At 38.0% G+C, this 20,141-nt stretch carries 17 protein-coding genes; 10 read left to right on the plus strand and 7 right to left on the minus strand.

What is annotated here, in order from left to right; translation table 11 throughout:
- Nucleotides 1–118: 118 nt before the first annotated feature.
- The 4 genes from HMPREF2988_RS11515 (at nt 119) to HMPREF2988_RS11530 (ending at nt 3,261) form a co-directional block, all read left to right on the plus strand.
- A complete protein-coding gene (locus HMPREF2988_RS11515; RefSeq protein ID WP_070770695.1) occupies nt 119–1,516 on the plus strand; it encodes a glycoside hydrolase family 1 protein in 1,398 nt (465 codons plus the stop codon).
- An 80-nt stretch (nt 1,517–1,596) separates the two neighbouring features.
- Nucleotides 1,597–2,037, plus strand: a complete 441-nt coding sequence (locus HMPREF2988_RS11520; RefSeq protein ID WP_002289467.1) for a universal stress protein — start codon at nt 1,597–1,599, stop codon at nt 2,035–2,037.
- Between the two features lie 147 nt (nt 2,038–2,184).
- Nucleotides 2,185–2,511 carry a PadR family transcriptional regulator gene (locus HMPREF2988_RS11525; protein WP_002291828.1) on the plus strand — a complete coding sequence of 109 codons (327 nt, stop codon included), beginning with the start codon at nt 2,185–2,187 and terminating at the stop codon, nt 2,509–2,511.
- Nucleotides 2,512–3,261, plus strand: a complete 750-nt coding sequence (locus tag HMPREF2988_RS11530; RefSeq protein ID WP_002315237.1) for a permease prefix domain 1-containing protein — start codon at nt 2,512–2,514, stop codon at nt 3,259–3,261.
- 161 nt (nt 3,262–3,422) lie between these two features.
- Here the strand turns inward: HMPREF2988_RS11530 and HMPREF2988_RS11535 are convergent, their stop codons facing one another.
- Nucleotides 3,423–3,878 (minus strand): Spx/MgsR family RNA polymerase-binding regulatory protein, encoded by a 456-nt coding sequence (locus tag HMPREF2988_RS11535; RefSeq protein ID WP_002291831.1) that lies wholly within the window; start codon nt 3,876–3,878, stop codon nt 3,423–3,425.
- A 422-nt stretch (nt 3,879–4,300) separates the two neighbouring features.
- Complete coding sequence (locus tag HMPREF2988_RS11540) at nt 4,301–4,576, minus strand: hypothetical protein (RefSeq protein WP_070770696.1); 276 nt, start codon at nt 4,574–4,576, stop codon at nt 4,301–4,303.
- Between the two features lie 294 nt (nt 4,577–4,870).
- On the opposite strand from HMPREF2988_RS11540, the gene thiD reads away from it, so the two are divergent.
- Complete coding sequence (thiD, locus tag HMPREF2988_RS11545) at nt 4,871–5,686, plus strand: bifunctional hydroxymethylpyrimidine kinase/phosphomethylpyrimidine kinase (protein WP_070770697.1); 816 nt, start codon at nt 4,871–4,873, stop codon at nt 5,684–5,686.
- A gap of 185 nt (nt 5,687–5,871) precedes the next feature.
- Here thiD and cls read toward each other — a convergent pair whose 3' ends face one another.
- The gene (gene cls / locus HMPREF2988_RS11550) at nt 5,872–7,323 is read right to left on the minus strand and encodes a cardiolipin synthase (RefSeq protein WP_002329090.1); all 1,452 of its coding nucleotides are present in this window, start codon (nt 7,321–7,323) and stop codon (nt 5,872–5,874) included.
- 341 nt (nt 7,324–7,664) lie between these two features.
- On the opposite strand from cls, the gene HMPREF2988_RS11555 reads away from it, so the two are divergent.
- Nucleotides 7,665–10,331, plus strand: coding sequence for a cation-translocating P-type ATPase (locus HMPREF2988_RS11555; protein ID WP_070770698.1), 2,667 nt, complete (start codon nt 7,665–7,667; stop codon nt 10,329–10,331).
- Nucleotides 10,332–10,633: 302 nt separating this feature from the next.
- Nucleotides 10,634–11,386 (plus strand): class I SAM-dependent methyltransferase, encoded by a 753-nt coding sequence (locus HMPREF2988_RS11560; protein WP_070770699.1) that lies wholly within the window; start codon nt 10,634–10,636, stop codon nt 11,384–11,386.
- Between the two features lie 22 nt (nt 11,387–11,408).
- Here HMPREF2988_RS11560 and HMPREF2988_RS11565 read toward each other — a convergent pair whose 3' ends face one another.
- A complete protein-coding gene (locus HMPREF2988_RS11565; protein WP_002335590.1) occupies nt 11,409–12,563 on the minus strand; it encodes a hydroxymethylglutaryl-CoA synthase in 1,155 nt (384 codons plus the stop codon).
- 184 nt (nt 12,564–12,747) lie between these two features.
- On the opposite strand from HMPREF2988_RS11565, the gene HMPREF2988_RS13520 reads away from it, so the two are divergent.
- Complete coding sequence (locus HMPREF2988_RS13520; protein ID WP_083314644.1) at nt 12,748–15,189, plus strand: hydroxymethylglutaryl-CoA reductase, degradative; 2,442 nt, start codon at nt 12,748–12,750, stop codon at nt 15,187–15,189.
- Nucleotides 15,190–15,345: 156 nt separating this feature from the next.
- The gene (locus tag HMPREF2988_RS13920; protein ID WP_257243330.1) at nt 15,346–16,125 is read left to right on the plus strand and encodes a phosphatidylinositol-specific phospholipase C; all 780 of its coding nucleotides are present in this window, start codon (nt 15,346–15,348) and stop codon (nt 16,123–16,125) included.
- Between the two features lie 721 nt (nt 16,126–16,846).
- Here the strand turns inward: HMPREF2988_RS13920 and HMPREF2988_RS11585 are convergent.
- From HMPREF2988_RS11585 to HMPREF2988_RS11595, 3 genes are all read right to left on the minus strand, one after another.
- Nucleotides 16,847–17,551 carry a hypothetical protein gene (locus HMPREF2988_RS11585; RefSeq protein WP_002290126.1) on the minus strand — a complete coding sequence of 235 codons (705 nt, stop codon included), beginning with the start codon at nt 17,549–17,551 and terminating at the stop codon, nt 16,847–16,849.
- Nucleotides 17,552–17,736: 185 nt separating this feature from the next.
- The gene (locus HMPREF2988_RS11590; protein WP_002290128.1) at nt 17,737–17,982 is read right to left on the minus strand and encodes a hypothetical protein; all 246 of its coding nucleotides are present in this window, start codon (nt 17,980–17,982) and stop codon (nt 17,737–17,739) included.
- A 16-nt stretch (nt 17,983–17,998) separates the two neighbouring features.
- Nucleotides 17,999–18,850 carry an aldo/keto reductase gene (locus HMPREF2988_RS11595; protein WP_070770701.1) on the minus strand — a complete coding sequence of 284 codons (852 nt, stop codon included), beginning with the start codon at nt 18,848–18,850 and terminating at the stop codon, nt 17,999–18,001.
- Nucleotides 18,851–19,015: 165 nt separating this feature from the next.
- On the opposite strand from HMPREF2988_RS11595, the gene HMPREF2988_RS11600 reads away from it, so the two are divergent.
- Nucleotides 19,016–20,020: a nucleoid-associated protein gene (locus tag HMPREF2988_RS11600; RefSeq protein WP_002290131.1), complete on the plus strand. Its 1,005-nt coding sequence runs from the start codon at nt 19,016–19,018 to the stop codon at nt 20,018–20,020.
- Nucleotides 20,021–20,141 lie beyond the last annotated feature (121 nt).

The raw sequence follows: 20,141 nt of genomic DNA on the forward strand, positions 1-20,141 counted from the left end.
CATACAAAGTATAACGCCGAAGATTTTAAATGTCTAGTCATTTTTACAAAAAGTATTGATTTATTTTTTTAGGTTCGTTATGATTACGATATCAAGAAGAAAAGAGAGGAAGTACAAAATGAAAACCTACACATTTCCAGAAAATTTTTGGTGGGGTTCTGCTGCTAGCGGACCGCAAACAGAAGGAAGAGTAAGTAATGACGGGAAAGGAGAAAATATTTGGGATCATTGGTATGCATTAGAGCCTGAAAAATTCTTCGATCAAGTAGGACCTGAAAAAACTTCGCAAGTTTACACAAAATACAAAGAAGATGTTCAGTTAATGAAAGAAACTGGCCATAACACATTTCGTACATCTATCCAATGGAGTCGTTTGATTCCGGAAGGGACAGGTGAAATCAATCAAAAAGCTGTTTCTTTTTATCGAGATTATTTTACTGAATTGCTGAACAATGGTATCGAGCCTTTTGTAAATCTTTACCATTTTGATATGCCACAGTCCTTGCAAGAAAAAGGCGGATGGTTATCAAGAGAAACGGTTGACGCTTATGTTTCTTATGCAGCCGCATGTTTTGAATTGTTTGGAGATCTAGTCAAAAAATGGTTTACTCATAACGAGCCAATCGTACCTGTAGAAGGAGGCTACTTGTATCAATTCCACTATCCAAACCATATCAATATGAAAGAAGCGGTCCAAGTAGGCTATCATGAGAATCTAGCAAGTGCAAAGGCAATCAAAGCCTACCATGAAGGCGGTCATGATGGTGAGATCGGAATCATCTTGAATCTGACACCAAGTTATCCGAGAGATGAAACAAACCAAGATGATGTAAAAGCAGCGCAAATCGCGGATGCATTCTTCAACAGATCGTTCCTTGATCCTGCAGTGAAAGGCGAGTTTCCACAAGAGTTAATCGAAATTGTCAAAACATTGGGTATAATACCTGACATTCATGAAGGAGACTTAGAACTCATCAGAGAAAACACGATTGACCTGTTAGGAATCAATTATTATCAGCCTCGTCGGATCAAAGCAAAAGAAACACCGATCAATCACGAACATAGCCCCATGCCAGATGATTATTTTGATAATTACGACATGCCCAATAAAAAAATGAATCCATATCGTGGATGGGAAATTTACGAAAAAGGCATCTATGATATTTTAACGAATACAAGAGAAAATTATGGTAATATCAAATGCTATATTTCTGAAAATGGGATGGGGGTCGAAGGAGAAGAACGATTTGTTAACAGCGAAGGCATGATTGAAGATAATTATCGGATCGAATTTGTGACGGATCATTTGAAATATGTCCATCAAGCAATCCAAGAAGGAACGAATTGTGTGGGTTACCACATGTGGACATGTATGGATAACTGGTCATGGACAAATGCCTACAAAAATCGCTATGGCTTTATCGCTGTTGATTTGGCACAAGACGGCAAACGCACGATCAAAAAATCAGGTCGCTGGTTTAAAACGGTCTCCGAAAAAAACGGATTTGATGCCTGATATTTTTTGATAAAACGTTCACAAAATGTTTGTCCTAACACTGTAATCGTGCTACACTAACAGTGAAGGAGGCGTTTACAATGGTAGACACTTATCGTAATATTTTAGTAGCAATTGATGGTTCTGAAAAGGCAGAAAAAGCATTTCTTGAGGCAATCACGATTGCCAAACGAAATCAAGCAACGTTGCACATCCTGTATGTCAATGAAGTAACAGGCAATTACTTTGGTGATTTTGCATTTGTTACAACAAGCCTGCAGGAAGAATTGGATGAGGTTGCGGAAAACCAGATGAAAGAACATCGAAACTTGGCAATCGAAAAAGGCCTGACAGATATCGAGACATATGTTCTTTACGGTTATCCAAAGACACTGATTGCTAATTTCCATGAATCGAAAGAACCAATCGATCTGATTGTCATGGGGGCGACAGGTCTGAATGCGGTAGAACGTGCGCTAGTAGGCTCCACTACTTCCTATGTAGTCAACCACGCATCATGTAACGTCATGGTTGTAAAATAAATAAATTAAAGGAACAGAAAGCAAAAAAGCATAACGCTTCTCTTGCTTTCTGTTCCTTTTTATTTTTTGCAAAAAATTACTTTACCTGATGAAGTAATCATGCTATGCTGATTACAACGACAGATGGAGTAATATGGAGGAGAGAACATGATTTCAAGTGATGGAATACGCGGATACAATGATGCGATTATTTTATCGATCCTTAACAAAAACGATTCTTATGGATACGAAATTTCTAAAACGATCCGTGAGAGGACAAATGATTCCTATGTAATCAAAGAGACGACACTTTACTCCGTTTTTGCCCGTTTAGAAAAGAATCAATTGATTGTTTCGTACCCTGGTGAAGTGACCCATGGAAAAAAACGGACCTATTATAAAATCACTGAAATAGGACGTAATCTTTTAGAAGAAAAAAAGCAAGAGTGGCTGACGACGAAAGACGTGGTCGATCAATTTTTGGAGGGAAAGTAAATGGATACAATCCGTAATTATTTAGAAAGTCTTTTTATCGGAGTACCCCGAAGTAACGAGATAGAAAAGCTGAAAGCTGATTTGTTGGCAAATATGGAAGATCATTATCATGAATTAATGGGAGAAGGGAAAAATGAACAAGAGGCCATTGGTACAGTCATCTCGACATTTGGTTCAATCGACGAATTATTAGAAGAATTAGATGTCAAAAAAGAAAATCCAAGTCCCGAGACGGAATCAAATCCAGCTTCGATTTATTTAAGCGAAGCAGAAAATTATTGGAAAGAATACAGAGCAGCAAGTCTTCAAGTAGCGTCAGGTGTCCTATTCACTTGTTTATCCTTTGCAGGATTTCTGTTCTTCTGTTCAACAGGCTATGCATTCATGGGTGTTTCTTGTCTGATTTTCGGTATAGCATTAGCTGTCGGTTTTTTCATCGCTTCTGGTATGAAAATCACCCGCTTAAATCACTTTTTGTATAATAGAAAAATACCTGAAAAAGTATTAGCAGAAGCAAAAGAAAAAGAAGAAGCATATCAGCGAAGTTTTGGCTTCTCGTTGATTGCAGGAATCGGATTATGTATTTTTTCACTTTTCCCACTTTTTGCTTCGATTTTGTGGTATATGGATGGTAGTATCGGTGCCTCTGGATTTTTTGTTACCGTAGGAACGGGTGTCTTTTTGATTATTTATGGCAGTCTTGTTCGTCATTCTTATCGTCAGTTCACTCAAAGCACTTATTCGTGGTAAGTGTGCACAAATTTGAACGCCATGAATCAGAGGTTGTGACAGAAGTAGTTATCTTCAAGAATTAGCTTCAAGAAATTTCGGCTTATTTTTCGTAGAAGCTACTTCTGGAACACTAGTTATTCGGAAAAAAGGACGGTGACACTTTTTTGTCACCGTCCTTTTTATATATAATAATTTAAAAATTCATCATCTAATTCCATAGAATTGTCTAGATCGCTTACCCACGTGAAATCGTTATAGACAGATTTGAGCTGGCTTCTGCGCCATTGTACAGGGATAAAAAGACGCATACTATCTTCATTGAACCCGACTAATAATTTTTTTCCGTCAGTAATGATGGGACGTTGCAACAAAGTAAAATGAGACACGATTAAATCGACAAGTTCTGAGGTCGTACATTGGTCAATTTGATCTTTCAAATTTTTATAATCAATCGAGCGTTTAGCTAATAGATCGTCAAATCCGTTTTCTGTTAATGATAATAAATAAAAGATTTCTTTTCTGGTTAAAGGCTGTTTAGGTGTGAAAATTCGTTCTCTGTAAGGCATTTGGTGGTCTTTCAGCCAATTTGCCATCAGATGGTAACTATGTGTACGAGAAGAATAGATCGTAAGCATAACAAAACTCCTTAAATTTTCCATTAATTTGTTCGATCTGTTGAGATAAATAATAGGTAAGGAGCTGTGTATAAGCGTGAAACAACCCAAACATCAATAGAAATAACTTTCTAAAGTCTTAAATTTGCGACGAGAAACAACTAGACTAATAGAAGGAATGTCTCAGCCATTTGGCTTCCTGTTTGTTTTTCTTGCTTATGCTGCAGCTCCTCGGGAAAGGGTTCTAACAATTTGAAGAAGGTTGATGATTCATCTAGTTTCAAATGTGTGAAATTTGAAATCTGGTGTTTTTACTAGATGAATCATCTAACAACTATGATTATAACTTATAGAACCGTCGTTTTGTATTCTGTTTTGTTATAGTTGTTATAAAGTTTTATTTTATTACAGAGCATATTTAATTAAGAGCGTATAGTTAAAAGTTAAAATTGCTGATACACATAGAGTTTATGACTTCTTGGAAATTCTTTTTCAATCAGTTTTTTCATCTGTTTATGAAATTCTTTTTTTTCAGTAAACATAAAGGTTTGGGTTTCGTAACCTTCTTCATGTAGGAAATAGATTATTCCTTTTTCTGTGTTTTGCGTATAAGCTTTTATACTCCTGTCTTTTTTGAAAGAACAGATCGTATAGTTTTCTATTTGATCTGGGAGACGTTTGATTTTCTTCAAAATGACTTTTTTATCCTCAAGTTTCATTTTTTCACCTGACTTTATTTTTTATCATATGGAAATCATAGCGCCATTGGTTATATGAAAACAAGAAGGATACTGAAATATATACAAATCGAATAGCAGGTATTTGTTATTAGAATAACTAGTTCAAATAAATGACAACTATTTTCTGATTTATTACAAATGTTTTTTCAAATAAATTTGATTACCAAGAAAAGGTAGTGGTATATTTACTGAGGGATACTTTGAAAAACATATAATAGAAACAGTAACAGCATCATGAAAAAATTTTTTTATAAAAATGGAGGGATCGATTTAATGGAAGAGCAGTATGTACAAGCAATGACGATCGCAGGATCAGATAGCGATGGAAGCGCAGGGATGCAAGCAGATATGCATACATTCTTTACAAGAAGTGTTTACGGTGTTTCTGTCATGACCGCATGTGTTGCAGGAAATTCTTACGGAATCGGAGCAAGTGTGACCTTGCCAACCGATTTTATCGATAAAGAATTTGAACTGATTGCAGAGGATTTTCAAATACGTGCAGCTAAAACAGGTATGCTAGCAGATTCAAATTTGATTGAGACAGTTGTAAAAAATTATCAAAAATATGATTTTGGGCCATTAGTCGTGGACCCCGTGATCGTAACGAAACATGGAAATCTTTTACTAGAAGAATCTGCTTTGCAAAGCTTGAAAGAAAAACTTGTCCCTTTGGCCGAAGTACTGACACCTAATTTTTACGAAGCAGAAAAGCTGACTGGACGGACATTAGCAACTGAAGAAGATTTTGTGCAAGCAGCAAAAGAACTGCAAGAGATGGGTGCGAAAAACGTCATGATCAAAGGACATCATGCAAAAGATGCGCAACAAGAAACAGTCAACGACTACGTATTGCTTGAATCAGGAAAATCATTTTGGCTGAATGCGCCATTTTATCCTACTGACCGGATCAATGGAACTGGCGATTCGTTATCTGCATGTATTGCAGCCGAATTAGCTAAAGGAAAAACAGTAGAACAAGCGATCCGAGTGGCAAAAGACTATGTAAACCGTGCGATTCGTGAAGAAATAAACGTAGGGCATAAATATGGACCAATCAATCATTGGGCAGCCGGTGAATTAGAGTAAAAGAAAGAGGTTGTGAAATCAGCGTCCTGTCCTGAGTATTAGAGAAACAAACGGAAAAATAGTTCCTCATATTTTGCCGTTTGCTCAGCTAATACCAAAGGTCAGCTGATTGAACACCGTTTATTCAGAAAAAGAGGTTGTGACACGTTTTGTCACAGCCTCTTTTCTCTACTTGAATGGAAAAATTATAAGATTGGAGAAAATAATCGAGAAATTTGTTGCTTGAATAACAGCCAATTAGACATTTCCTTCACTGTTTCAGTCGTCATTGGTGAACAATGTGTCTCATCTTCTTTGAACTGGGTAGCAAGTTCTTCTAAAAACTCAGGATCGTAGATGACAGCACTTGTTTCAAAATTCAATCGGTAGCTACGAATATCTTGATTTGCTGAACCTACCATGCAGATTTCATCATCCATTATCAATGTTTTTGCATGGAGGAAGCCATTCTCATAGACAAGAATTTGTACGTTTTCCTTGATGAGCTGACGCGCATAATATTGTGTTGCTCGATAAATAAAAGGATGATCCGGTTTATTGGGGATCATGATTTTCACATCGACACCAGAAGCAGTTGCGATTTTCAAAGCAGCAATGACACTTTCATCAGGAACGAGGTAAGGTGTCTGTATCCAAACACGTTTTTTAGCAGAAGTAATCAATTTGATAAACGAAAGCTTGATTTGTTCGCGTTCGTTATTTGGTCCGCTTGAGACAAGCTGGATGGACGTATCAGCAAGTTTGGATTCGTCTCGATCGGCTTTTTTAAAGAAATAATTCAAATGATAGCCGACCTTTTTTTCTTCAGGAACTGAGACGTTCCAGTCTGTTAAAAAACGAAGTTGAAGCAAAGAAGAAGCGGCACCGAAAATCCGTATATGCGTATCACGCCAATAGCCGAATTTTTTTGTCGTATTTACATATTGATTGGCAATGTTGAAGCCACCGGTGTAACTGATCTTTCCATCGATCACAACGATTTTCCGGTGATCATGGTAGTTCAATCGGAAACGAAGCAATGCTTTTTGCGAGGTAACAAATGTATGGACATGTCCACCATTTTTGATTAGACGATTGAAATCTTTTGCTTTTGTGCCGTGGGAGCCAAATGCATCATATAATATACGAACTTCTACGCCTTCTGCGGCTTTTTCTTCTAAAACGCGTAAGACTTGCTGACCGATAGTATCTGTCACAAATGCGTAATATTCGATATGGATCGAATGTTTGGCTTTTTTTAGATCTTGAAGCAGTGAATCTAATTTCTTTTGTCCGTCTGTGAGAAGAGTGACAGAATTCATTCTTGTCAGCGGCATACGATTTAATGAAGAGAAGAAGTCGACAAATTGTTGTTTGTCTTTGTCGCCCATGTCAGGATCGTAATGTTCAATGGTATCTCCTCTAAAAGACTGAAAGTTTTCTAATTCTTTCAAGTCACTTTGTCGGAGATAGAATTTTTTCTTATCCGTTAATCCACGTCCGAAAAATAAATATAATACAAAACCCACCCCAGGAAGGGCAAATAATACTAAGAGCCATGCCCAAATAGCTGCTACATCTCGGGGTTTGATCAAGATAGCCACTAAAGCAATAAGTGCATTCAATAGATAAAGGGCGGTTATAATACTAGATACCACAAAAATGTTCCTCCTTACATACAATAACATTAGTATAGCATGATAGAAGAAAGAAGCCTACCAAGGTGAATATACTTTTCACTCTTTTCATGAAAATGTAGGTAAATCGGGCTAAAGTAGTTGCTTTTTGTAGCTTAATAAGGTAGGATATTAGTACAGTTGAATATCTCCTTAGGGGAGTAACCGGCAACATTTTGTTGCGATAATATCAACAGTAAGTTAACCAAATGGTTTTCTGGTATTGTATGAAATGGTGAGACCTAAGACAAATGCGTATTTGTCTTAGGTCTCTTTTTTTTCAGACAGGACTAGGACCGAGATCAAAAAATGGGGGATGAAATTTGGAAAACAAGGAACAAGCACAACAAGCGGTCTATAAAGAAACGATCGACTCGTTGATGCAGCAAACGCAGAGCTCAACCGATGGATTGAGCACCACGCAAGCGAAGGAAAAATTAGAAAGAGATGGCTTGAACCAGCTAAAAGAAAAGCCGAAGAAGCCAACTTGGAAATTGTTCTTAGAAACCTTCAAAGATGCAATGGTTATCGTATTGCTGATTGTCGCACTGATTCAGATGGTCATGGGAGACTACATCGAATTCTTAGTTATTTTTGCAGTGTTGATGTTGAATTCTATCATCAGTGTTATCCAAACAAAAAAAGCAGAAGGTTCTTTAGAGGCATTGAAAAATCTTTCAGCACCTGATGCTCGAGTGATTCGTGACGGTAAAGAAAAAACGATTCCGGCAAACGAACTTGTCGTAGGGGATATCGTGTTGTTAGACGCAGGCGATTATGTACCTGCTGATGGACGATTACTAGATGCGGGTTCATTAAAAGTAGATGAAGGCATGCTGACAGGAGAGTCGACTTCCGCAGAAAAAGAAGTAATGGATATCACAAGTACTGTTCCAATCGGTGATCGTACGAATATGGTATTCAGTGGAACGATCGTAACTTACGGACGCGGTAAATTCTTAGTGACTTCAACTGGGAACAATACGGAGATCGGACAAGTTGCTGGTCTTTTGGAATCAACAACTGAGCAAGTCACTCCGTTACAACGAGGTCTGGATAAATTCAGTAAAAAATTAAGTCTGGCTATTTTGGCATTATCTCTACTGATTTTAGGTATCCAATTGTTCCGTATTTATCTTGGAGAAGGTACAGGAGATATGACTGCAGATATCGTCAGCGCAGTGATGTTTGCCGTAGCCGTAGCCGTAGCTGCTATTCCAGAAGCATTACAGTCTATCGTAACAATCGTGTTATCTTTGGGAACGAATAAAATGGCGAAACGTCATGCCATTATCCGAAAACTTCCAGCAGTTGAGACACTTGGTTCGACAAGTATCATCTGTACAGATAAAACGGGTACATTGACACAAAACAAAATGACAGTTGTTGACTACTTTTTAGGAAATGGCGATACTGGAGATTTCACAAACGATCCTTCAAAGTGGACAGCTGACGAACGTCGTTTGATTGAAATCAGTGTCTTAGCGAATGATGCATCAATCAGTGAAGATGGGACTAAATTGGGCGACCCTACGGAAGTAGCGTTTATCGATTTTAGTGAAAAACTAAACCAGCCTTATCAGGAAATTCGAAACAACTACCCAAGACAAGCAGAACTTCCTTTTGACTCAGATCGAAAATTGATGTCTACTGGACACACGATCGATAACGAAAATTACTTATTTGTCAAAGGGGGACCAGATATCGTCTTCCAACGCAGTAAAAAGGTATTACTGAATGGCGAAGTTGTTCCGATGACGGATGAATTGATGAAAAAATTCCAAGAGCAAAATGAAGCTTTTTCAACACGAGCATTACGTGTACTAGCTTTTGCTTACCGTCCACTTGATAATTTTGATTTGTCATTTGAAGATGAAGATGATTTGATCCTTGTTGGTTTGCTTGCTATGATCGATCCTCCACGTGCTGAAGTCACTCAAGCAGTGACAGAAGCAAGAAGTGCAGGAATCAAAACGATCATGATTACTGGTGACCACAAAACAACAGCTGTTGCTATCGCAAAACAAATCGGGATTTTTGAAGAAGGAAACTTAGCTCTGACTGGAACGGAATTAGATGAATTAACAGAAGAGCAACTAAACGAAGTGTTAGAAAAAGTCACCGTTTATGCACGTGTTTCTCCTGAAAATAAAATCCGTATCGTTCGTGCTTGGCAAAATAAAGGTCATATCTCCGCTATGACAGGTGACGGCGTAAATGATGCACCAGCATTGAAACAAGCAGACATTGGGATTGCTATGGGAACTGGTACAGATGTGGCAAAAGATGCAGCAGCGATGGTATTGACAGATGACAACTTTGCTTCTATTGTCAGCGCAGTAGAAGTAGGACGTAATGTGTTTGACAATATCAAAAAAGCTATTTCTTATCTATTTGCCGGAAACTTAGGTGCGATCATTGCGATCATCTTTGCCTTAGTTGCTGACTGGTCCAATCCATTTACAGCATTACAACTGCTGTTCATCAATTTAGTCAATGACTCACTGCCAGCGATTGCATTAGGTACAGAAAAAGCAGAACCCGCTACGATGAATCGTCCGCCAAGAGATCCAAATTCAGGAATCTTTACGGACAAAACATTGATTTCTGTAACGTATCGTGGTGTGCTGATTGGGATTGCTGTTATCTTCGCTCAATGGCTTGGCATGCAACATTCACCTGAATTCGGTGTAGCTATGTCATTTTCAACATTGATTTGGTGTCGGACATTGCAAACATTCCCAGCACGTTCAAATACACAAACAGCTATCCAAGCAGGGTTCTTCTCTAACAGAAGTGTCTTACTAGCTGTAGTTGTATGTAGCGCGCTTTACTGCTTAACAATGATTCCAGGACTGAAAGAAGTCTTCTCTATCCCATCAGCATTTGGATTGACAGAAGTCTTTACATGTATGGGAATCGCCCTTGTGACAATCATCTTGATGGAAATCACGAAATTGATTATTGTACGAGTACAAGGAAATAAATAAAACGAATCAAGGAGGTTGTGAAATCAGCTTTCTGATCTGAGTATTAGAGAAACAAACGGAAAAATAGTTCCTCATATTTTGCCGTTTGCTCAGCTAATACCAAAGGTCAGCTGATTGAACACCGTTTATTCGGAATAAGGGACTGTGACACGACGTTTGTCACAGTCTTTTTTTATTTATAATAGACGGAAAGCAAAACATTTTTTTATTCATCAAAAGAGATATAATAGATAAAAGAGGAGAATGATTTATTCTGAAAAGTGAAAATATCTAACAAAAATCAAAAATTTAGAGGGATTCAAATGAATGAAAAAGAATGGGATGATTTTGCGGAAGAATATTATGAAATCCAGCAAGAATCACAAACAACTATTGCAGAAGATGTAAGAGAATATCTGAAGTCGGAGAAAGTCCTGCCTGCTGAAATAGTAGCAGACGTTGCCGGAGGATCTGGCAGATTTCTTTCTTTAGCAAAAGAAGTTAATCACTACGATTTGATTGATTTTTCTTCAGGAATGTTAGCAAATGCAAAAAAAGAAGCAGAAAAAATTGACTTATCAAATGTTTTCTTTATCAAACGATCATTAGAAGAATTTATCCAATCCAGTGAGACATATGAAGTGGTTTTTACAGCAGCAAACCCAGCTTTGACACATCCCAATCAATTAGAAAAACTGATGAAAAAGTCAAGCAAATGGTGCGTGATAATGAGAGTAGTGGAATCAATCGATGATGTTTTTTATCCTATCGAAAAGCAACTAGGAATGATAGAAGAAGATCCTAATACAACCCCATTTATCATGGATCAATTTGAATCATATTTAATTGATAAAGGATTCAAAGTAAAGAAAAAAGATTTTACTTATTTTGCACAGGAATCAATTACTGAAGAGTGGATGAAGATGTACTATGAAGAGTACGCAAAAGATCCTGTTATGACTAGATATATTCGCAAACTATTCAGTGAAAAACAAGAAATCATCAGTACGACTAGGTTGACCTATCGATTGCTTCTCTGGTCCAAGGACAAAAAAAGATCCCTTCACATTTCGTGAAGGGATCTTTTTTATGCGTGTATTATATTTTGTAATAACGAATATCATTTTCAATTTTTGTAATCGAGAAAGGTACGTCTGATGTATATTCTGCGCTTTCTCCATGTTCAGGAAGCGATTCGCTGAAAATCGTTTCATATTCGTCAACAGAGATTCGTTTTCGAGAATCCAGCATCTCTTGATGAGATTGCGCGAAGAGATATTCTTGATAGTTTTCCTCCAGATAACCTGTAAAAAATTCACTTACTGCACCAGAACCGTAGCTGAATAAACCAATGCGGTCTCCTGGCTGCAATGATTTCGAATTTTCCAGTAGAGAAGTTAGTCCAAGGTATAATGAACCAGTGTAAAGATTACCGATTCGTCGGCTGTAACGAATGCTTTCTTCATAGCGAGCCAGTAGCCGTTCTTGATTTCCTTCATCTGTTTGGTCTAATACGCTTTGCAATGCCTTTTTTCCCATCTTCGTATATGGGATATGGAAAGCAATCGCTTGATAATCTTCGAGTCCTCGACCCGATAATTCTTTATGTCGATTCCAAACTTTTTGGAACGATTCGATATACGTAGAATTAGATAAAGGTCCATCGACAACAGGAAATTCACTGTAATCTGGACGCCAGAAATCATAGATATCTTCTGTCAGAAATACGCTGTCGTCTTCAATCGATAAAATACGCGGATTTTGAGTGATCATCATCGCAACAGCACCGACACCTTGCGTCACTTCACCCCCGCTTGCCAAGCCGTAACGAGCAATATCACTTGCTATGACTAGTACTTTTCGTTCTGGATGATTTTTGACATATTCTTTTGCCATGTGTAAAGCTGCGGTGCCACCGTAGCAAGCTTCTTTTACTTCAAAAGAACGAGCAAAAGATTGGATTTTTAGTAAATGGTGGATAATTACCGCACTCGCTTTTGAATGGTCAATCCCGGATTCTGTTCCGACGATGACCATGTCGATTTGCTCACGGTCTTTTTCTGTCACGATCTTGCTGGCAGCATTTGCCCCTAGTGTAATGATATCTTCATTCGCACGATTGACTGCCATTTGGTCTTGACCAATACCGATATGATATTTTGCAGGGTCATCTCCACGGCTTTCTGCTAATTCTGTCATATCTAAATATAAATTAGGAATAAAAAAGGAAAGACGATCAATCCCTATTTTCATTTCAACACCTCTTTACTCATGATAAAAAACTTACTTTACTAAAGTATCATAAAAAGATTAAAAGAAATATAAAAAAGCGAATATTTAAGGATTGTTAAAATTTAATCTTAGAAAAAACTAACTGGAACATGAGCTATTTGTTTTTATAGCAAAGAATGGTATATTTTTGTAGGAGGTGGCTTACTTGAAAGAAGTCGTAATGATAGATGCTGCAAGGACGCCGATAGGAAAGTATCGCGGAAGTTTAAGTTCATTTACTGCAGTTGAATTAGGCACACTTGTGACCAAAGAATTATTAGATAAAACAAAACTGAAAAAAGATAAAATAGATCAAGTAATATTCGGGAATGTCCTGCAGGCTGGTAATGGTCAAAATGTTGCTAGACAAATTGCTTTGAACAGCGGTATCCCAGTGGATGTCCCTGCAATGACAATCAATGAAGTTTGTGGATCTGGTATGAAAGCAGTGATTTTAGCACGTCAACTGATCCAATTAGGTGAAGCAGAGCTTGTGGTAGCAGGCGGAACAGAGAGTATGTCACAAGCACCTATGCTGAAACCCTATCAGTCAGAAACAAATGAATATGGCGAACCAATTTCCAGTATGGTCAACGACGGATTGACTGACGCATTTTCAAATGCACATATGGGATTAACCGCAGAGAATGTGGCAACCCAATTTTCTGTGAGCAGAGAAGAACAGGATCGTTATGCCTTGGCATCCCAATTGAAAGCAGCTCAAGCTGTTGAAGCTGGCATGTTTTCTGAGGAGATCATTCCGCTCAAGATTTCTGCTGAAGACGTGTTATCTGAGGATGAAGCAGTTCGTGGAAATAGTACATTGGAAAAATTGGGTACATTACGTACAGTATTCTCGGAAGAAGGAACAGTAACAGCAGGCAATGCTTCTCCATTGAATGACGGTGCCTCAGTGGTGATCCTTGCATCCAAAGAATACGCAGAGAATAATAATCTGCCTTATTTGGCAACCATCAAAGAAGTAGCGGAAGTTGGTATTGATCCAAGCATCATGGGAATCGCTCCAATCACAGCCATTCAAAAATTGACAGATAAAGCAGGAATAGCTTTACCAACGATCGATCTTTTTGAAATCAATGAAGCATTTGCGGCTTCATCTATCGTGGTCAATCGAGAACTACAGTTAGATGAAGAAAAGGTCAATATCTATGGAGGAGCAATCGCATTAGGACATCCAATTGGGGCAAGCGGTGCACGGATTTTGACCACGTTAGCTTACGGATTGCTTCGTGAGCAGAAGAGATACGGGATTGCTTCATTATGTGTTGGCGGAGGTTTAGGCTTGGCAGTCTTGTTAGAAGCGAATACGGAGCAAACACGTGAGGATTTGCAAAAAAAAAAGTTCTATCAGCTCACGCCATCTGAACGGCGCAGTCAATTAGTCGAAAAAGGTGTATTGACACAGGAAAATGCACTGATTTTTGAGGAACAAACACTTTCTGAAGAGCTCTCAGATCATATGATTGAAAACCAAGTGAGCGAAGTGGAAATCCCAATGGGCATTGCACAAAATTTCCAAATCAATGGCAAGAAAAAATGGATCCCGATGGCTACAGAAGAACCATCTGTTATTGCAGCTGCAAGCAATGGCGCAAAAATCTGCGGAAATATCTGTGCAGAAACACCTCAACGGCTGATGCGCGGACAAATCGTTCTATCAGGAAAATCGGAGTATCAAGCAGTGATCAATGCAGTGAATCATCGAAAAGAAGAACTGATTCTTTGTGCAAATGAAAGCTATCCTTCCATCGTGAAACGCGGGGGCGGTGTTCAAGATATCTCTACACGGGAATTTATGGGAAGTTTCCATGCCTACCTATCTATTGATTTTTTAGTGGATGTAAAAGATGCAATGGGTGCCAACATGATCAACTCGATTCTTGAGAGCGTAGCAAACAAATTACGGGAATGGTTCCCTGAGGAAGAGATTCTATTCAGTATTTTAAGTAATTTTGCTACAGAATCGTTGGCTTCTGCCTGTTGTGCAATCCCCTTTGAACGCTTAGGAAGAAGTAAAGAAATTGGTGAACAAATTGCTAAAAAAATCCAGCAAGCAGGGGAATACGCGAAGCTTGATCCGTATCGTGCAGCGACGCATAATAAAGGAATCATGAATGGTATAGAAGCTGTAGTAGCAGCTACAGGAAATGATACACGTGCGGTAAGTGCTTCGATCCATGCCTATGCGGCAAGAAACGGATTATACCAAGGATTAACAGACTGGCAGATTAAAGAAAATAAACTAGTTGGGAAGTTAACAGTGCCTTTGGCTGTGGCTACAGTGGGCGGAGCTTCTAATATCCTGCCAAAAGCTAAAGTATCCTTAGCTATGCTAGATGTCGATTCAGCCAAGGAACTAGCGCAAGTAATGGCTGCTGTAGGGTTAGCTCAAAATCTTGCTGCTTTGCGAGCATTAGTTACAGAAGGAATCCAAAAAGGACACATGGGGCTTCAAGCTCGTTCATTAGCGATCTCAATTGGGGCAGTTGGTGAGGAAATCGAGCAAGTTGCGCAAAAATTACGTGAAGCAGAAAAGATGAATCAGCAGACAGCTATACAGCTATTGGAAAAAATCCGAGAAAAATAAAAAAGTATCTTTAGAGGAAGAAAGCAAGATTTGCAGTTATTTTATTTACTGCAGATCTTGCCTTTTTTTCTTTTACGAGAAAAATGCGTTCATTGTTAGAATATTTTTCTAGCTATAATTAAGTGTGCGCACAAAATAAAAAAGAATGGAGAACTTATGAATAAGAAAAAACTTACCGTACTACTGAGCATCTGTTTTGGGGTGTTTTTACTAGGTTATAAAGTCCAAATCTCTTATGCCAATATGACTACCGAATCTTGGACAGCTCGTACATATAATCGGAATTGGATGAGTCAGTTAAGAGATGATGTACGTCTATTAGAATTATCTATTCCAGGGACACACAATTCAGCGACAGCAACTTATAGAGGAGGACTCAGTGATTATGTGAGAACACAAAGTATCGACATCCGCAAGCAACTTGACAATGGAATACGTTTTTTAGATATACGTGCACGTGCCATTGATGGTGTTTTTACGATGCATCACGACAGGTACTATCTAAACCAGAATTTCGGTGATGTACTTAATAAAACAGTGGCCTTTCTTCGTGACAATCCTGAAGAAGTAGTCTATATGAGATTGAAACAAGAATACAGTAGTGAAAATGACCATATATTCAACCATATTCTTAATACACGATATTTACAAGATAGTCGCTGGAGAGATTACTTTTATTATGGAAACGCTAATCCGACTCTTAGCGAGACACGAGGAAAAATCGTCATTTTTCGTAATTTCTTGGGAAATAATGTCGGAATCCCATATCCGTCAAGTTTTGATATACAAGACTATTGGAATCCAGTGAATCCAAATGATAAACGATGGGCTGTCGAGCAGCAAATTGATAGAGCAAATCAAAGTAGAGGGACGAACGGTGTTAAATATATCAATTTTTTAAGTGCAAACGGATTTTGGAGCGGCGTACAAGGGTAGGCAGCAGTAACCAATCCTTTTACCTATCATCGTATATTACATAGAAATATCAGACACATAGGAATCGTTCCTAGCGATTACCCAAGCGAAAAGCTCGTCAATGCGATTATTGACATCAATCATCGTTTATTAAAAGATACTGAAAGCAGAGACAAATACCATGGCTATATCGCTTTTATTCAATGTCAAGCAGATGTTTGGAGAGTAGTAGACTGGAATCAGAGTAACAATACTGGGATCATATTTAGAAATCGAGGTCATTCAAATCAAAAATGGATTTTCGAATATGATGAACAGACAAGATCATATATCCTAAGAAGTCTGGCAAATCCAAGATATCTTCTAGCAGAAGATATCTCATCTCGTGACGTAGAGATGATCGGTGGTTTCTTGACTCGGGCAAGATGGCGATTGATACCAGCTAGGGAAGAGCATGTAAATGGGGATGTTTATTATCTACAAAGTGTTCGGAGCCAACGAGTCTTAACTGTGCAAAACGACATATATTTAGATAATCGTCCTTTGCGTATGCAACCTTTGGAACATGCGCAAAGACAACGCTTTGTCATTCACAGAGAGGACATGCAATAGACAAGAAAAAAGTTGAAAAAAGCACGAATCTATTGTTATATTCGGATATATATTTTTAATATTAACTATTTATTATATGACTAAAAAGGCTGGAATCTTCGATTCCAGCCTTTTGTGACAAATAGAATTTTTATCTATCGGTAATCGCTGTCGCTGCAAATTGTTCAATTAAAGGAATCAAAGTCAATTTGACTTTGTATTTTCGTTCAAGTGCTTTTTCGATGACAAATTCATTTTCAGCAGTCATAGAAATAGTTGCTAACTTACGAGGTTCATCCGCATTTTTTTCATAAATAACTACTTCTTGTTCATTTTGTTCTGTGTAAAATTTAGGATACTCAGCAACAGCTTTTGAAAAATCAGCAAAACTTAAAGCGGCATTCGTATCAGTTGAGCGTGTATTTTCAGTTGTGTCCGCTTTTGGTTCTTCCACTTTTTCTTCTGGCACACTGACTGTTTCTTCTGTCACTGGTGTTGCAACGGTTTGTGCAGTTGGTTCATCGTTTTTCAATCGTTGATCATTCCAGTAAGATACGATCTCAATAAGAAGATTGTCACGGAATCGTTCGAAAATACCGTTTTCTCCCGAACGGATCCGCTTTAATACAGTATTGAAATTATCATCGATAGGCACGTTGATTCGTGTATCTTCATTTGTTTTTCCAGCTAATCCGATCGTTAAGATTTGACGGTTTTTGGGATCAAGCATGACTTGTAATGGCAAACCATAACGTCTCAAGCTTTCATCTTCTAGAGAACGGAATAACTGTCCTCTTACACCATCCAATGAAGGACGGAATTGATTTAATAATTTTTGTTTCTGTTTTTTCTTCATATGTTCTCTCCTTCGCTCATACCCTTTCGATTATAAGAAAAAAAAAGCCAAATGAAAAGGAGTAATGCAAAAAAACTTGCGTATACGCAAATTACAACAGAAAAATTTGCTTATTTTTCCATTTTTTGAAAGAAAAATAAAAAAAAGGAACAGGTTATCTATTCACATAACCTGTTCCAATCTTTTTATCTTTTCGGTATCAAGGCAAAAACAGGTAACTCAGGTGAATAAATGACTTCGTGTTCGTGCCAAGTTGTGACCATTAGTGAATGATCGAACCGTTTTTTTAGCTCTTCGATAATTTGATCATGTGTCCAGTTTCTTGCAGGAAAATGTTGGATCTTCTCTGCATCGATCAAAAAGACAAAATCGGAATGAAAAGTCTGAATGACTTCTTCCGAGAGAGAATTCAAGCGTTCGATTGGATCCATAAAATCACCTTTCGACTTAGAATTGGGTAGTATCTGGGTCTTTTGCCTTGCCAACTACACCATCTAATTGATCAATTTGTTTCATTTCTTCTTCTGTCAATTCAAAATCAAACAGTTCAGTATTTTCTTTGATTCTGCTTGGTGTGACTGACTTAGGAAGAGGAAGGAATCCGTGTTGCAATGACCAACGTAAAGCAACTTGTGCGATCGTCTTGTCATGCGCTTCAGCGATTTGTTTCATTTCAGGTACATCGAAGATTTTCCCAGTGCCTAATGGGCTGTATGCTTCAAGGATCATCTCATGTTTTTTTGCATACTCAACTACAGCTGGCTGTAATTCACCTGGTGCAAGGAAAACTTGATTGACCATTGGCATGATTTTTGCTGTTTTAGCAAGTGTATCTAGATGGTGGGGCAAGAAATTGCTGACACCAATTGCTTTGATTTTACCTGCTTCATACAGTTCTTCAAATGCTCGCCATGTATCTGCGTTTGCTTGTTCCCAATTATCACGAAAAGCAACTGGATTTGGCCAGTGAATCAAGAACAGATCTACGTAATCTGTTTGGAGTTTCTTTAATGATTCCTCAAAAGAAGACATCACAAGTTCATAACTGTGATTGGCATTCCATAACTTTGTTGTTAGGAAGATCTCTTCTCTAGGAATGCCACTTTCCTTAATCGCTTGGCCGACACTTTCTTCATTCTTGTATCCTTGGGCAGTATCGATATGGCGATAACCTGCAGCCAGTGCTTCTTTAACAGAGGAAACAGCGACATCCCCGTCAGGCGTTTGCCATGTGCCGAATCCTACTATTGGAATTTCGTAACCATTTGATAGACGATACGTGCTTGTTAATGAATTCATACTTTCAGCTCCTTTTTTATTCGTTCATCTATAAGTTTAGCGCATTTTCCAAAAAAAAGAATCCATTTTGTTTCTACTATTGAAATTTTTGTTTAAAAGAAAATGATTTTGATTCTGGCATTTTTGATTTTTTTTCCGTAAACTAGGACAGAAGGGAATGAGGAAATGGATATCTATTTAAAAAAAGCAATCCTGCATATTATTGACAGAGAAACGGGTTCGCCGGTCTTTTCACAAAAAGAGCTGGATCTGACAAAAGAATATATTCGTGATTTTCTTCAAAAGAAAATCCAAAAAATCTCTTCTGCCCAAACGAAAACTGGACAATTGGCAGAAGAAAGCATGATCGTTGAATCACTTAAAATCGCTCAAGAAAATTTTGTGGAAGCAAGTGAAGCAATCGTTCAGCGATGGTTCGATATTTACCAAGAAAGTGAAGAGGCGCCAAGTGCAGATGTATTTGTTGTTTTGTATGAATTAGATACAGTGATGTACCTATCTTTATTGAAAGTCAATTATCGTGAGGCTTATACGCATTTTGTTGAAGCAGACGAAGTAGGGATTGACAACCGTTTGATTTTGAACCGAGCAATACTAGGCGCGAAAACACAAAAAGCAGATGAAGCCTTCGCGGTGAACTTGTCCGATTGGACCTACGAATTGATTGAAAAAAAATATGAGTTTTCCGGTAAAAAAGAGCTTTATTTTTCTGGAAGAGTGATCGAAAGTGTTCCTGCACCTTCTTTAGAGGAAAACGTAAAAGTGATCCAAAAAGTAGCCAAGCATCTCGGAAAAAAATTCGAGACAGAAGAATTTGATATCATGGCTGATTTAAAAGAAGCTGTCTATGACACGATAGAAGAAAAAGGACGGTTGGATCATGAGATGATCGCAGAAAAAGTCTTCAAGGAAAACATTACGGCAAAACTGGCTTTTAAAGAAGAAGTACAGGAGCAAGGGTTTGTCCCAGAAGCCCCCCCTGTAAAAGAAGTACAAGAAATTTCTGAGAAAAAATTTGGAAAACAAAAATTTAAACTATCAAACGGAATCGAACTGATTGTACCAGTCGATGTATATCGCAACCCAGATTTGATTGAATTTGTGAATAATCCGGATGGTACGATATCTGTGATGATCAAAAATGTGGATGAAGTATTGAATCGTTTATAAAAGTGACTGGAACATTAGATGTTCAACTACCGATGTTTAGTTGAATGAATGGTCCATGAGAAGGATCTGAAAAGACGAATATAACAAAAAAAGAGCGTGAGACAAAAGTAAAGAACACTTT

Origin of the sequence: Enterococcus sp. HMSC061C05, assembly GCF_001814765.1 — a bacterium.
Lineage (GTDB): Bacteria > Bacillota > Bacilli > Lactobacillales > Enterococcaceae > Enterococcus_B > Enterococcus_B lactis.